14 protein-coding genes and 1 other RNA gene are annotated in these 14,709 nt (G+C 62.8%); 7 read left to right on the top strand and 8 right to left on the bottom strand.

Features of this window, described 5'->3' with window-relative positions; all coding sequences use genetic code 11:
- Positions 1-84: 84 nt before the first annotated feature.
- The 7 genes from AC1Q6J_RS02745 to AC1Q6J_RS02715 form a co-directional block, all read right to left on the bottom strand.
- A complete protein-coding gene (locus AC1Q6J_RS02745; protein ID WP_492277802.1) occupies positions 85-615 on the bottom strand; it encodes a dihydrofolate reductase in 531 nt (176 codons plus the stop codon).
- A complete protein-coding gene (locus AC1Q6J_RS02740; protein ID WP_492277801.1) occupies positions 612-1,406 on the bottom strand; it encodes a thymidylate synthase in 795 nt (264 codons plus the stop codon). Before AC1Q6J_RS02740 ends, AC1Q6J_RS02745 begins: the two co-directional genes overlap by 4 nt.
- Positions 1,407-1,616: 210 nt before the next feature.
- A complete protein-coding gene (locus AC1Q6J_RS02735) occupies positions 1,617-2,603 on the bottom strand; it encodes a tripartite tricarboxylate transporter substrate binding protein BugD (protein ID WP_492277800.1) in 987 nt (328 codons plus the stop codon).
- Between the two features lie 130 nt (positions 2,604-2,733).
- The gene (locus AC1Q6J_RS02730) at positions 2,734-4,248 is read right to left on the bottom strand and encodes a tripartite tricarboxylate transporter permease (protein ID WP_492277799.1); all 1,515 of its coding nucleotides are present in this window, start codon (positions 4,246-4,248) and stop codon (positions 2,734-2,736) included.
- A gap of 7 nt (positions 4,249-4,255) precedes the next feature.
- Positions 4,256-4,750, bottom strand: coding sequence for a tripartite tricarboxylate transporter TctB family protein (locus tag AC1Q6J_RS02725; protein WP_492277798.1), 495 nt, complete (start codon positions 4,748-4,750; stop codon positions 4,256-4,258).
- 86 nt (positions 4,751-4,836) lie between these two features.
- Complete coding sequence (locus AC1Q6J_RS02720) at positions 4,837-5,370, bottom strand: chromate transporter (protein ID WP_492277797.1); 534 nt, start codon at positions 5,368-5,370, stop codon at positions 4,837-4,839.
- Positions 5,367-5,969: a chromate transporter gene (locus tag AC1Q6J_RS02715; protein ID WP_492277796.1), complete on the bottom strand. Its 603-nt coding sequence runs from the start codon at positions 5,967-5,969 to the stop codon at positions 5,367-5,369. Before AC1Q6J_RS02715 ends, AC1Q6J_RS02720 begins: the two co-directional genes overlap by 4 nt.
- A 113-nt stretch (positions 5,970-6,082) precedes the next feature.
- On the opposite strand from AC1Q6J_RS02715, the gene ssrA reads away from it, so the two are divergent.
- From ssrA to AC1Q6J_RS02685, 6 genes are all read left to right on the top strand, one after another.
- Positions 6,083-6,449, top strand: a transfer-messenger RNA (tmRNA) gene (gene ssrA / locus AC1Q6J_RS02710).
- A 188-nt stretch (positions 6,450-6,637) separates the two neighbouring features.
- The gene (locus AC1Q6J_RS02705; protein ID WP_492277795.1) at positions 6,638-7,141 is read left to right on the top strand and encodes an SspB family protein; all 504 of its coding nucleotides are present in this window, start codon (positions 6,638-6,640) and stop codon (positions 7,139-7,141) included.
- Positions 7,142-7,284: 143 nt separating this feature from the next.
- Entirely contained in the window at positions 7,285-8,688 is a 1,404-nt protein-coding gene (gene fumC, locus AC1Q6J_RS02700) for a class II fumarate hydratase (protein ID WP_492277794.1), read from the top strand.
- A 271-nt stretch (positions 8,689-8,959) separates the two neighbouring features.
- The gene (locus tag AC1Q6J_RS02695; protein ID WP_492277793.1) at positions 8,960-9,148 is read left to right on the top strand and encodes a DUF4169 family protein; all 189 of its coding nucleotides are present in this window, start codon (positions 8,960-8,962) and stop codon (positions 9,146-9,148) included.
- Positions 9,145-9,417: a ribbon-helix-helix domain-containing protein gene (locus AC1Q6J_RS02690; protein WP_024576336.1), complete on the top strand. Its 273-nt coding sequence runs from the start codon at positions 9,145-9,147 to the stop codon at positions 9,415-9,417. The genes AC1Q6J_RS02695 and AC1Q6J_RS02690 overlap by 4 nt, the downstream gene beginning before the upstream one ends.
- 274 nt (positions 9,418-9,691) lie before the next feature.
- Positions 9,692-10,030: a ribbon-helix-helix domain-containing protein gene (locus AC1Q6J_RS02685; RefSeq protein ID WP_492277792.1), complete on the top strand. Its 339-nt coding sequence runs from the start codon at positions 9,692-9,694 to the stop codon at positions 10,028-10,030.
- Positions 10,031-10,063: 33 nt separating this feature from the next.
- Here the strand turns inward: AC1Q6J_RS02685 and AC1Q6J_RS02680 are convergent, their stop codons facing one another.
- Entirely contained in the window at positions 10,064-13,732 is a 3,669-nt protein-coding gene (locus AC1Q6J_RS02680) for an AsmA family protein (RefSeq protein ID WP_492277791.1), read from the bottom strand.
- Between the two features lie 113 nt (positions 13,733-13,845).
- Between AC1Q6J_RS02680 and AC1Q6J_RS02675 the strand changes: the two genes are divergently transcribed.
- Positions 13,846-14,706: a class I SAM-dependent methyltransferase gene (locus AC1Q6J_RS02675; protein ID WP_492277790.1), complete on the top strand. Its 861-nt coding sequence runs from the start codon at positions 13,846-13,848 to the stop codon at positions 14,704-14,706.
- Positions 14,707-14,709 lie beyond the last annotated feature (3 nt).

Genomic DNA, 14,709 nt, shown 5'->3' with positions numbered 1-14,709 from the left:
GCTATGATCCGGGGCAAATTTGTCAATGCAAACATCGCGAAACGGAGTTAATGCTGCACTCTGCGGCACTTTGCATCGCAGGTCCTAGCGCCGTCTTTCATATGTGACGTAGGAGAAATCGACCGTATCTCCCTCGGCCTTCGAATGGCGGGTTCTTGCCGTTTCCCGCCATTCCGCGAGATCAACCGGCTTCAGGAACGTGTCGCCTTCCGGCGCCGCATGCACCTCGGTGATTTCCAGCCGGTCGGCTTTCGTCAGCCATTGCGCAAAAATCTCGGCCCCGCCAATCACCATGATCTCAGTGACGAAACGCCGCAGCGCATCGCCCAGCGCAATGTCGTGCGCGGCATCAAGCGACGGCGCGACGACGATGCCCGGCGCCTGAAAAGCCTTGTCGCGGGTTACAACAATGTTGGTGCGTCCCGGCAGCGGCCGGCCGATCGAGGCGAACGTCCTGCGGCCCATGATGACAGGCCGCCCCAGCGTGATCGCCTTGAGGCGCTTGAGATCGGATCTGAGATGCCACGGCATCGCATTGTCGCGGCCGATGACGCCGTTTTCAGCGACAGCAACAACGAAGACGATCTGTGGACGTGAAGCCGTCGGCGCGTTCACACCGCGACCTCGGCCTTGATATGCGGATGCGGATCGTAATTCTCGAGTTTGAAGTCCTCGTAGCGGAACGAGAAGATATCCTTCACGTCAGGATTGATCTTCATGACCGGCAGCGGGCGCGTCAGGCGCGTGAGCTGCAGCCGCGCCTGATCGAGATGGTTCGAGTAAAGATGTGCATCGCCGAGCGAATGCACGAAGTCGCCGGGCTTCAGCCCGGTCACTTGCGCCACCATCATCGTCAGCAGCGCGTAGGACGCGATGTTGAACGGCACGCCGAGGAACACATCCGCCGAACGCTGATAGAGCTGGCAGGACAACTTCCCGTTAGCGACATAGAACTGAAACAGGCAATGGCATGGCGGCAGCGCCATCTTGTCGACGTCGGCGGGATTCCACGCGCTGACGATCAGGCGGCGCGAGTCGGGATTCTTGCGGATCATCTCGATCAGATTTGAAATCTGGTCAATGCTGCGGCCGTCCGGCGCGGGCCACGAGCGCCACTGCGATCCGTAAACCGGGCCGAGATCGCCGTTGGCATCCGCCCATTCATCCCAGATCGAGACGCCGTGGTCCTTCAGGTATTTGATGTTGGTGTCGCCGGCGAGAAACCACAGCAGCTCATGCACAATGGATTTCAGCGGCAGCTTCTTGGTGGTCAGCATCGGAAAACCCGATGCCAGATTGAAACGCATCTGATGGCCGAACACGGACAAGGTCCCGGTGCCGGTGCGGTCGGTCTTTTCCGCGCCGTCGCTGAGAATCCGCTCGAGCAGGTCGTGATACTGGTTCATGGGTTTATCTAGCCGTGCAATCCGGTTCGCGTCTGCGGCGATCTGATTCCCGCCCGGTAATTATACCCCGAAAAGTGACCTCCCGCGGCTCAGGCGCATGATCCGGAAAAGCGGAAACCGGCTTTCAAAAGATCATGCTCCAAGCCATAAAAGACAAGGGGCGGAACCTGCGTCCCGCCCCTGCTAAACTCAGGTTATTTCGGCCAAATCTCAGTTGGAGAGCGGCTTCAGCACTCCGGACCACTTGGTGATTTCGCTGTCGACCAGCTTCTTCAGCGATTCCGGCGTGCGCTCGGCAGGTTTCGGGATCACGCTGCCAAGGTCCAGCAGCCGCTTTTGAACGCCCGGGTCGTCCAGCGCCTTCACAAGCGCGGCGTTCAGCTTGGCAACGACCGGAGCCGGAGTGCCCTTCGGCGCGAAGATCGCGTTCCATGCCTGTGCCTGATAGTCGGGCAGGCCGGCTTCCGCAGTGGTCGGGACGTCCGGCAGCGACGGGTTGCGCTCCGGAGTCGCCACCGCATAGGCCTTGATGGTGCCACCCTTGACCTGCGGCACGGCGTTGACGATCTGGTCGCACATGTAATCGACCTGGCCGCCAACCAGCGCATTCATCGCCGGCCCGGTGCCGTTGAACGGAACGCCGGTCGGGCTGATCTTCAGCACCGCGTCCAGAAGCTGGCACGAGGAGTAGGACACCGAACCGACGCCCGCGTGAGCCTCATTGAGCTTGTCGGTGTTGGCCTTCAGATAAGCCACGAATTCCTTGAGATCCTTCGCCGGGAAATCCTTGCGCGCCAGGATCAGGATCGGCGTGCCGGCGATCAGGCCGACAGGCTCGAAATCCTTGGACGGGTGATAGGCCAACTTCGGATACAGCGGCACCGACGCGGCGTGCGTGCCCATGTGGCCGGTGATGAGCGTGTAACCATCCGGCGCGGCCTTCGAGGCGCGGGTCGACGCAGTGGTGCCACCGGCACCAACCACGTTTTCGATGATGATCGACTGGCCGAGCGTCTGCTGCATATGGCCGGTCACGATGCGGGCGATGACGTCGGTCGGGCCACCGGCCGCGAACGGAACGATCATCGTGATGTTGCGCGTCGGATAGTCCTGCGCCTGAGCGGGCGCAGCGGCCAGGCCGGCCGCGGCCAGAACCGAAAGCCCGCACGTCGCGAGCATACGTTTAAGCAAATTCATAACGCTCTCCCGAATGTTATTGATCGATTAAGTCCCGCCCGCAGTCTCAGCATCACAGGGTTGGACGAGTCCATTCAACTTGATATCTAAAAGAGGCGAAGAGACGCGGCTCAACGCCACGCCTCTACAGTCAGTTCTCGGACTCCACGAACACCTCGTCGCGCTTCTTTCGTAGCGCCGGCAACAGCGACAGTATCAGCAGGAATGCTGCGATCGCCATCAGGGTCGCGGACAACGGACGGGTCAGGAAGACCGACCAGTCGCCGCGCGAGATCAGCAGGGCGCGGCGGAGGTTCTCTTCCATCAACGGACCGAGGACCATGCCAAGCAGCATGGGTGCCGGCTCGAAATCATGCTTCACCAGCCAGTAGCCGACGAGGCCGAAAGCGGCCGTCAGAACCACGTCCATCGGCGCGTTGTTCACCGAGTAGATGCCGATGGCGCAGAAGATGACGATGCACGGGAACAGCAGCCGGTAAGGCACCCGCAGCAATCGCACCCAGATGCCGACCAGCGGCAGGTTGATGACCAGCAGCATCAGGTTGCCGATCCACATCGAGGCAATCATGCCCCAGACCAGCTCGGGCTGCTTCTGCATCACCTGAGGGCCGGGAACGATGCCGTGAATGGTCATCGCGCCCACCATCAGCGCCATCACCGCGTTGGGCGGGATACCGAGCGTCAGCAGCGGGATGAACGAGGTCTGCGCCGCGGCGTTGTTGGCGCTTTCCGGCGCAGCCACGCCTTCGATCGCACCGCGGCCGAAGCGTTGAGGGTGTTTCGATATCTTCTTCTCGAAGGTGTAGGCCGCGAACGACGCGATCACCGCACCGCCGCCCGGCAGGATGCCGAGGATCGACCCCAGCACCGTGCCGCGCAGAATCGCAGGCGTCGAATCCTTGATGTCCTTCTTGGTCGGCATCAGACCGGAGATCTTCTGCTGAACCAGACTGCGCTCCATCGACGCGCCGTGATCGAGATTGCGAATGATCTCGGCGAAACCGAACAGGCCCATCGCCACGGTCGCGAAGCCGAGACCGTCGGCGAGTTCCGGAATATTGAACGACATGCGCGACGCGCCGGTCTCGATGTCGGACCCGACCATCGACAGCAGCACGCCGAATGCAATCATCGCGATGGCCTTGAGTACCGAACCCTTCGCGAGCACCACGGCAAAGATCAGGCCGAGTACCATCAGCGAGAAGTACTCGGCGGGGCCGAACGCCAGCGCGAGCTTGGTCAGCGGCGCGCCGAGCAATGCGATGAGAACCGTCGCGACGCAGCCCGCGAAGAACGAGCCGATGGCCGCGATCGCCAGTGCCGGACCGGCGCGGCCCTGCTTGGCCATCTGGAAGCCATCGAGCGCCGTCACCACCGAGCCGGCTTCGCCGGGAATGTTGACCAGGATTGACGTGGTCGAGCCGCCATACTGCGCACCGTAATAAATGCCGGCAAGCATGATGAGCGCGCCGACGGGCGGCAGTCCGAACGTGATCGGCAGCAGCATCGCCACCGTGGCGATGGTGCCGATTCCCGGCAGCACTCCGACCAGCGTGCCGACCAGCGCGCCGATCAGACAGAGACCGAGATTGACGGGTGAGAACGCGACGCCGAAGCCAAGCGCGAGATTTGCAAAAATATCCATGACGCCCTCAGCGCAGAATGCGTGGGAAGAGATCGAGCGGAAGCCCGAGCGCATACGGGAACAGCAGGGCGCAGCCGATTGTCAGACATATTCCAACGATGACGGCTTCCTTCCACTTCGTCTCGTCGGACCCCATCGCCGCGATCATGAAGCTCACGAAGGACGAGACGATCAGACCGAGGGGACGAATAGCAACTGCGAAAGCCAGGATCGCCAGCGTCACGAAGACGGGCCCGCGAATGCCGTAGCGTTGCAGCGGCGGCCCTTCCATCAGGAAGCCGGTAAGGGCGACGCCTGCACCGAGCGCCAGCAGCAGATAGGCGAACATGCGCGGCGCGGTGCCGGGGCCGAATGAAAATCCCCGCATGCCCTGAAGATCGCTGGATGCCCACAGAGCGAACAGCGCAATCGCCATCAGCGCCAGGCCGCCGTAGAAGTCCTGCGGTCCTTTGATAGGTCCCGGCGCGGGTTTTCCCGCAGCGCTATCTGGCGCTTCACTCATCGACATCCCCCTCAATCACAGGCTTGAGCCCGGTCTATTCTTGTAGCGCAGGCAGTCCCCTCGCGCCCTTTGCTTATCGATTTTCGTCAGACGACGCCAGCAAAACCGAGAATGCCGCCGACAGTCAGCATCCACAGCGGGTTGAGCCGGGTCGCCAATGCAAGCGCCGCCGCGCCGGCAATAACGACCGCCCCGACCCACGTGCCGCCAGTCGTTAACGCGAGAATGAAGCCGCTGGCGCACATCAGCCCGATCGAGATCGGAACCAGCGCGGCCTGAAGGATCGCAGGCCAGATCGATTGGCTCGAACGCGTCAGCATGCTGCTGACGAAATAGGCAAAGACCGCGGACGGACCACACATTGCGAATGTGGCAACCAGTGCGCCCGCGATCCCGGCCACATGGTATCCGATCAGCGTCACGATCAGGACATTCGGCCCCGGCGACAATTGCGAGATCGCAAACATGTCCGCGAACTGCGTATTCGACATCCAGTGTTGCACATCCACGGCGACCCGATGCATTTCCGGAATCGTGGAATTGGCGCCGCCGATGGCGAGCAGCGACATCAGACCGAACGTCCACGCCATCGTCAGAAGCGTCCCCGCGGGCGAGTTCACGAACCCCCCCGCTTTCGCATCAGGAATGTCACGGCGATGCTGAGCGGGATTGCGGTCAGCAGAACCGCTACCAGCGGCAGCCGCAACAATCCGATGGCAATAAAAACTGCGACGAGCAACGCAAGCGCGATGGGGTCGCGTTTCTTCAGCAGCGGCATCATCATGCGCAGGATGACCGCAAGGAATAGCCCGACCGCAGCGCAAGACACACCCGCCAGTGTGCGTTGCAACGCCGGAATCTCTCCGTAGCGCGCGTAGATTGCGGCCAGCACGGTGACAATCACCACAGGCGGGCCAACCAGCCCGAAAAAGGCGGCGATGCTTCCCGGAATGCCGCGGAAGCGAGCACCGAACACCACGGACAGATTGACGATGTTTGGGCCCGGCAGGAAATGGCAGAGCGCGAAGGCTTCATTGAACTCGTCGGGCGTCATCCAGCGGTGCTGATCGACGATGGCGCGCCGCGCCCACACCAGCACCCCGCCAAAGCCCGCGAGCGACATCCTGGCGAACGCCACGAACAGCTCGAGCAAGCCCGGACGCTCCGGCGTCAATGCATCAGCGGTTTCGGGAATCGCCGGAGCGGTGTCTTGAGGCATGGCCCGATTTAGAATGGCTCCTCACGGCGGCCAAACGATATTCCGGTGCGGCGCGCATGCGCTGGACGCGGATCGGACGGCCCGCGCGAACCTGGTGCCGAAAGCGGAAACGAGGCCTTTTGTCGTCAGGGTTTGCCCCCTATATTGAGGGTGCCGGTTCGCCGGCTATGGAAATAAACGGCCGTCGCAATAAACCATTCGGACCCGGGGGCAGCACCCGGCGCCTCCACCAAAACCCGGATTTCCCGGCCTGAACGGGCAGGTTTCGGCGGGGGCGAAACAGGATCGACGAGGGCGTAAAGGGCTCGCTTTTTCTCGGTATGGTTCCGCCGTTATCGGGCTATGCAATAGTTGCAAACGACAACTATGCTCCGGTTGCTCAGGCTGCGTAACGCAGTTTGAAAAACCAAGTCTAAAGTCCTAGGGGATTAAGCCCCTCTAGGCGGGGTTCGGAGGCACCTGGCAACAGAAGCCTCCACTTTCATCTTGTTGCATTGAATTTGTCAGACGGACGCGTTGCAGCGCGTGAGAATATCTGCGATCTGCCGAGCGCAGGTGCTGACCTGCGGGCCATGACCGGATAGCATGGATCAAAATCGCGAGTCGGGACGTTCACGGCTGAAGACCTGAATCCCGGCCAGACCACACCCTTCGACAGGACGACATTGATGGCGACCGATCACATCCGTTACGACGTCCTTGCGCGCGACGCCTTGCGTGGCGTGCTGAAGCAGGTACTCGCGGACGCCGCCGAGCATGGTCTGCCTGGCGAACATCATTTCTACATCACGTTCCTGTCCAAAGCCGAAGGCGTGAAGATTTCTCCGCGCCTGCTGTCGCAGTATCCGCAGGAAATGACCGTCATTCTCCAGCATCAGTTCTGGGATCTTGTCGTGACCGACGATCGTTTCGAGGTGGGACTGTCGTTCAACGGGATTCCCGAGCGCCTTGTCATTCCGTTCAGCGCGATCAAGAGCTTCTTCGATCCGTCGGTGCAGTTCGGCTTGCAGTTCGAGCCCGTCGAGGAGTCCGCCGCGGCGGCCGATGCGCCCGCCGTGGAGACGCTGCCCGTTGCGGCTGCACCCGAAGCCCCCGCCGATACGGACGGCGAGCCCGCCAAGCAGGGCGAAGGCGCCGAGGTCGTCCGGCTCGATCGCTTCCGCAAGAAGTAATCCGGCGCGCCATCGCCTCACATCATCTTGAAGCTTTCTAATGTGCGACACGCGTTTCCGCTGAAGCGGAAGCGCGCGACGGTTGCATGCATCACGCGTGAAGTCCTAGACTTCAGCATCCCCGCGACGCATCGGAAAGCATCATGGCCACCCAGAAAAAAACAACGCGCACCGAGACCGACACGTTCGGGCCGATCGAAGTGCCGGCGGATCGCTACTGGGGCGCGCAGACCGAACGCTCGAAACACAACTTCAAGATCGGCAGTGAGCGCATGCCGATGCCGATCGTTCGCGCGCTGGCGATCGTGAAGCTGGCATCGGCACAGACCAATCTCGAACTCGGCCTGCTCGACCAGCGCCGCGCACGCGCCATCGTCCGCGCGGCTAGCGAAGTCATCGACGGCAAGCTTGACGATCATTTCCCGCTGGTGGTCTGGCAAACCGGCTCGGGCACACAGTCCAACATGAATCTCAATGAGGTGATCGCCAATCGCGCCAGCGAATTGCTCGGCGGCGAGCCCGGCACCAAGAAACCGGTGCATCCGAACGATCACGTCAATATGAGCCAGTCGTCGAACGACTCGTTTCCGACCGCAATGCATATCGCCGCCGCCGAACGCATCACCCACGACCTGATCCCGGCGCTGACCGTGCTGCTGAAAGCGCTGCGTCAGAAAGAGAAAGCCTTTGCCAGGATCGTCAAGATCGGCCGCACCCATACCCAGGACGCAACGCCGCTGACCCTTGGCCAGGAATTCTCCGGCTACGCCACGCAGGTCGAGAGCGGCATCGCGCGAATCCGCGCCGCGACGAAGGACCTCTACCCGCTGGCCCAGGGCGGAACCGCGGTGGGGACCGGCCTCAATTCCAAGCCGCGATTCGCCAGGCTGTTCGCCAGGCAGGTCGCTACGCTGACCAGGCTGCCGTTCACCAGCGCGCCGAACAAGTTCGAGGCTCTGGCGTCGAACGACGCCTATGTGTTCGTGCATGGCGCGATCAATTCCATGGCTACCGGCCTGTTCAAGATCGCCAACGACATCCGGCTGCTCGGCTCGGGACCGCGCTCCGGCCTCGGCGAACTGATCCTGCCCGAAAACGAACCGGGGTCATCGATCATGCCCGGTAAGGTCAACCCGACCCAGTGCGAGGCGATGACCATGGTGTGTTGCCAGATCTTCGGCAATCAAACGGCCATCACCGTCGCCGGCAGCCAGGGCCACTTCGAACTCAACGTCTACAAGCCGGTGCTGGCGCATTGCATGCTGCAATCGATCCAGTTGATGGCCGACGCCGCACGTTCATTCACCGAACACTGCGTCGTCGGCATCCGCGCCGACGAAAAACGCATCGACGAGCTGATGCGGCGTTCGCTGATGCTGGTGACGGCGCTGGCGCCGAAGATCGGCTACGACAATGCTGCGAAGGTCGCGAAAACTGCACACGCGCGCGGCACGACGCTGAAGGAAGAGGCCGTGCGTCTCGGCTTCGTGTCGGCAGCAGAATTCGATCGGCTCGTGAAGCCCGACAAGATGACGCATCCCGGCTGATTAGAATGAATCTTTGCGCACATTAACTCGCCGTAACATTTCGGACATCTCGTCGCACCGCCTAAAGTCCTACGCCAATTGGCTACCATCCGCAGCTTATCACATGCTAACTTTTTAAAGCTGCCGCACTGCACGTGCATACCGAAAACGAATGATTTCTTTAAAACGGACTCGCGAGATCAACCTTGCTCGGATGAGTCGCAGGACAGAACAAACCGCGCCGCTGCATGCCGCGCCTTTGTTGCAGCTGTCCTGAAATAAAGGAGGCGTCATGGGCGACCTGGTCAACCTGAAACAAATCAAAAAGCGTATCGCGCGCGAAGAAGCAGAGAAGCAGGCCGAGACCAATCGCATTCGCTTTGGCCGCACCAAGGGCGAGCGCAGCCGCGACGAACAGCAGGCGCAGCGCGCCAGCGACATCCTCGATCAGCACCGCATCGATGATGGGACGCCAGCATGAAATCCCCCGTCGTCAAGCGATCGATCGTTGTCGCCGGCCACAAGACCAGCGTCAGTCTTGAAGAAGCGTTCTGGAATGGCATGAAGGAAATCGCTTCGGTGAGAAGCCTGACCTTGTCCGAACTTGTCGGTGAGATCGACGGCGGTCGTCAGCAGGGTAACCTGTCCTCCGCGATCCGTCTGTTCGTGCTGGATTACTTCCGCTCGCGGGCGCTCCCTGCTGCCGGAAACGGCAGCGGCCGGATGCAGGTGGAAGATTCCCATCCGTAGTTTTGCGCACGGTTCAGCTACGATCCTGACTCCGCCGTAGGTTTTAGCACGAATATCGCAGGTAACTGATTTCAGTTACTATGTACCCATGTCTCGAACCATATACCGTTTCGAGATCGGCTGCGGCGCGGCAGTACAGTTTCCGCAACAGCGGTCTGTATCCTGATCCGCAGCCCGGGGGGCGAACATCGTACTGAATGTGCCAGAGCTTCATCTCCGGCGAGACAGCGTCTCGCCGCATGCGGACGCCTGGCCGAAGTGAAAGGATACTTCGATGCGGGACGACACGATCATGCGGGACATGGATGCCGCGGAAGCCAGCCGGCCCCGGGGCGTGAAAGAATTCGCGGTGGTCAAGCGATCCGTCGTGGTCGGCGGCCACAAGACCAGCGTCAGTCTCGAAGACGCCTTCTGGACCAGCCTGAAAGATATCGCCACGCGCCGCGGACTGCCGCTGTCGACGCAGATCGACGCCATCGATCGCACCCGCAAGACCAGCAACCTGTCGTCCGCGATCCGGTTGTTCGTATTGGATCACTTCCGCGCGCGCGCCGTGACTTCGGTCTTCATCGGTGAACGGCAACCGTCCCCCAGCATCGTGCCCACAAGCTAGAACTGATTCAACATCACCAAATCGCGCGCCAGATCAAAACGTGCCGGCAGACGGTGACGTGGCAGGACGCTGCTTCGGTAGCCTCATGGCACCCGGCGCCGGCTTGATATCGATCGGCGGCGGCAGCGGCTGCACCAGCGTGCTTCCGCTTGGGGGAGCGGGTTGCGGGATCGGCGGGGCAACAACAGGCGGCGCGGTAACAGGTGGAGCGACCGGCGTGCGCGGCGACGCGGCCTTCGTTCCGGAATTCTTCCGCCGCGGATCGCGATTTGGGATCTTCACCTCCGATGGCGGGATGGGCTCGGCCTTCGGCAAGTCCTCCTCCCACAGATCGTCGGGTTCGAGCCCCGGACCAACACCACGCTCAAGCTGATCGAGGCGCCGCGTTTCGCGATCGATCGCACGCATTCCGAGCCAGGACGACAGCGCGGCAACATCGACTGCACGCGCCAGCCGGTCCGGCGACCCATTCAGATCGACGCGAATTTCCGGACGGCCCTGAATCGGCCGCGTGGTGACCGGCGACATCACCGCACGCAAATCGGCCTGATCCGCCGACAGGTCGTATCCACCGGCAATCACGACTCGGGCGCGCGCAGCGTCGAGCGTCGCCGCTTCGATCCGCAAGCGGCCATCCTTGACGGTGAAGGGAATCTGCGCCGACGGCACTTTCAATGCGCCCGCAACCAGCACCGGCTCGACAATCTCCTTCAGCTTGAGATCGTCGGTCGCCTGCCCGCCGTCACTGGCGCGAACCGCAGCTTCAAACGCACGCGGATCGAGCCCGGCGATCCGCGCATCCGTCAGCGTCAGCGTGCCTGCGCCCGAGATCGCGCCGGTTAGCCCGGCGGCACTGCGGCCCTGTCCCGCCAGCGTCATTTGCAGCGCCGCCTTGCCTTCCGGCACCGCGAGGCCGCGGTAGCGAAGCGCCGCGCCATCGACACCGGTCAATTGCACGCGCGCATTGAACGATGTTCCCTGACCGGTTCCCAGCGCTGCCTGACGCGCATCGAGATCGATCGCCGCTTCGCCGCCGCCGATGCCCGCTTTGACATTCTCCAGTACGAGAGATTGTCCGTCGCCCTTGATCGCGCCGCTGACGGGACGCAACTCCCCGCCTCCGGGCAGCACCCCGCTCAAGGCCTGAAACGCGAGACGTCCGCGCCAGCCGCGCAGCCATCCACGGCCAAGCGGCGCCGAGGCATCGCGGCCGATAGCTCCGAACGCAACGCCGGTCACCGCCGCAAGATCGAGTGTGTCGAGACCGACCTCGCCGTCGACGCCGATCTCATCACCGCGCGTCAGAACGAGTCGTCCGCGCATCCGCGATCCGCCCACCGTGGTGTCGAGATCGTCGAAGGTGAAGGTGTTGCCCGCCACACCAAGGCGAGACGACAGCGAAACCGCGACCGCCGGTACGCTTGCGGGTTGCAGATCGAACAGCGCGGCGAGATCGGCGCGGCGCACCGCGACAGTCAACGCCGCTGCCGGCTGATCCGCCCACGGATTGCCGGTGCCTTGAATGTCGCCATCGACACCCGCTCCGGTCAGCCTGGCTTTCAGTTGCAATGGCGAACCCCAGACGCCGGTGACCGACGATTCAAATTGCGCTGGGCCATCGCCCGGCGAAATGATCCGGTCGATGCCCAGCGATGCCGCCATCGTGGTGGTCTGCCTCGCGGTCAGGCTGCTTTCCAGCTTGAATGCGTTGCCCCGCAACGCCGCGAGATCGAACCCGCGCGCGAGATCGATATTCGGCGTCGCGCTCAGCTTGATCGTCCCCTTGAGCTGCGGGGCTTCGATATTGAGCGCAACCTCCGCATCGGTGCGGCTGGAACGGTCCTTTGCCTTGCCAAGTGTGGCGGCCACCAGCATCACCGCGAGTCCGGGCTCTTTCGGAACCGCTGCCAGCCGCTCCGCGAGCGCGGGGGCAAACGGTGAGACGAGACTTCCAACCCGCTCCAGCGATGACGCCGATGCATACAGCCCAAGTTTGCCGCCCCCCTCGGCGCGATCGAACGATCCTGTTCCGCTGACGGCCAGATCGCTGCTCGCATTGCCAATCTCAATGCGATCGAGTGCGAATTTCGTGGGACCGTAACTCAGACTGACAGCGAGCGGGCGAACCGTCTCTCCCGCCAGCACGGCGCTCTCGGCGTTGAGCGTGACTTGCCCCTCGTCCGGCCATCCGGATTGCGGACCGGCCAGCGCGCCAGCAAGCGGCAACACCGCGTCGAGATCGAAGCTCGGAGCCTTCAGCGCCGCTTCGAACCTCGTCTTGCCGCCAGCCACATTCAACAGCGCGAGACGGCCCTCCATCGTGCCGCCATTGATATCCGCCTTGATCCCGTCCAGCGCGACGCGATCCGCCGCCACCGTCGCATCGCCGCGCAGGCGCAGCGGTTTCTGATTGCGATACGTCGCGTCGCTGCGGCCCTGCAACCATGCCGCCAGCACATCAGGATCGGACGATTCGATGCTGACCGGCCCCGTGAAACGCGCTGACGCTCCCGGCTGCGCAATGCTGCCGTTCGCCGAGACGCGCGTCGCACCAGGGGCGCGCATCTCCAGCTTTCCAACGGTCCACGCCTGCCCGTCGCCGCGCAGTTCGACGGCAACATTCTGGAGCGGGCGCCCGCCGAGTGCGATCTGATCGGCGCTGAGTTCAATCTGTGCCGGAAGCGGCATCACTGGCAGCGACGTTACCAGCGTCCGCAGCGCGGGAAGCAGCCGCAGCGGTTCGGCGCTCGCCGCACCTTTCGCCAGCAAGCGATCCGCATCGAGTTGCCGCGCGGACAAGGCGAGATGCAGCAACGGCGATGCACCGAACTTGATGTCACCGCTACCCGTCAACCGCAGTGCATTGTCCTCCGGACCATACGCAGCTTCGACCTGCTCGAACGCCGCCGACGACGGGCTGGCTTTCAGGCGCGATGTGATCCGCCACGGCTGTTCGGGCTCCGCGGATTTGGCATCGGCTGGCCGCGCCAGTGTCAGCCCACCCTCGAAATTCGGCACGGAGTTGTCGAACGTCAGCACGCCATCGAGATCGGCCAGCAGCGGCCGCTCACCCGGCTCGGCGACGAAGCGCACGCGCGTGCCCTTGCCGTCACCGCCCTGCCCCGACGAGATGCGAAACGGCGTCCGCGCCCCGAGCAGCGTGAACGATCCGTCCCCGCGCAGGCTGCCGGCCAGCGCGCGCACATCGCCGCTGAACTTCAGATCGTCCATCAGCAGCGTCTTGCCGCTGGCTGCATCGTGCAGCGCGATCCGCCCGGCGACATTCATCCGGTCGATGGCGAGCGAGCCGAGGTTGAAGCGGCCCGCCGTGGAAGGCCACTCGAAGCGGCCCTGCCGGTCGAGGCCGAGATCGAGCGCAAAATCGTCCAGCGACAGTTCGCTGGCGCGCCATTCGCCCCGCATCAGCGCGCCGAGACTGAACTCGACGTCCAGCTTGCCGGCCCGGACCCTGGCGGGATCATTGTCGCCGCCGATGGCGACCGACCGCAGCCGCAGCGTCGGTGTCGGCAACAACAGGGCGTCCAGCTTGCCGCCGACGCGCACTGGCGCACCGACGATACGGGACGCTTCCGCCTCGAATTGCGGGCGGAACTGGTTCCAGTCGACGAAATACGGACCGACCAGCGCCGCGATCAGCGCTAGGATGAAGGCGATGGCCAGTCCGAGCAGCGTGGTCTGCAAGGTCTTTCCTCAGTGGGATCGGACACCGGATGGCACGAATATTGAACCTGTTTGCGGCTTGGAATACTAAGTTTAACAGGCCCGGTTCACAACCCTGTAACCCAATGGGGAAAATGTCCGAGAAGATTGCGCGGCCAGCGGAAAGAACAGGCGCCTCGCCCGAGGCGATCATGTCGCACTACGACATGGGCAATGACTTTTTCCGGCTTGTGCTCGATCCAGAGATGATCTACTCGTGCGCGCTGTTCGAGGACGGTGACGATCTCGTCACGGCACAACGCCGCAAACTCGATCATCATATCGAAGCCGCCGGTGCAGCGAACGCCGCGCGCGTTCTCGACATCGGCTGCGGATGGGGCGCGATGCTCCGGCGGCTGGTGGATCATGCCGGCGCCGCTCATGCTGTCGGGCTCACGCTCAGTCCATCGCAAGCCGGCTGGATCCGCGACGGCAAGAATCCAAGGATCGAGGTGCTGGAGCAGGACTGGCGCGACCACAGGCCTGAACGCCGTTATGACGCCGTCATTTCGGTCGGCGCGTTCGAGCATTTCGTCCAGAAGGGACTGAACCCCGCAGCCAAGCTCAAGGCCTATCGCGAATTCTTCGCCTATTGTGACGGCGTGCTTGCGATCAACGGAAAACTGTCGCTGCAGACCATCGCCTATTCCGAACGGACCAGGGTTCAGCCGCTGCTGGACAAGACGTTCCCGGAAAGCGATCTGCCGCTGGAATGGGAGCCGATCGCAGCTGCCGAAGGCACCTTCAGCCTGATCGCGGCACACAACGACGCCGATCACTATTACCGGACGCTGGTGCTGTGGGAACAGAACCTGCTTGCCAATTACGATAAAGCCGTTGCACTGGTCGGCCAGGCACGCACCGATGAATTCCGCCGCTACCTGCGCATGTCGGCTGGCGGCTTCCGGGCCGGAATGGTCAGCCTGATGCGCTACAGTTTCCGCAAGAAGTACTGACCT

The sequence above is a fragment of the Afipia sp. MLSD5-FHT05B12 genome (assembly GCF_058793355.1).
Note: the sequence above shows the minus strand (reverse complement) of the source record. Positions and strands in the feature narration are given on the sequence as shown.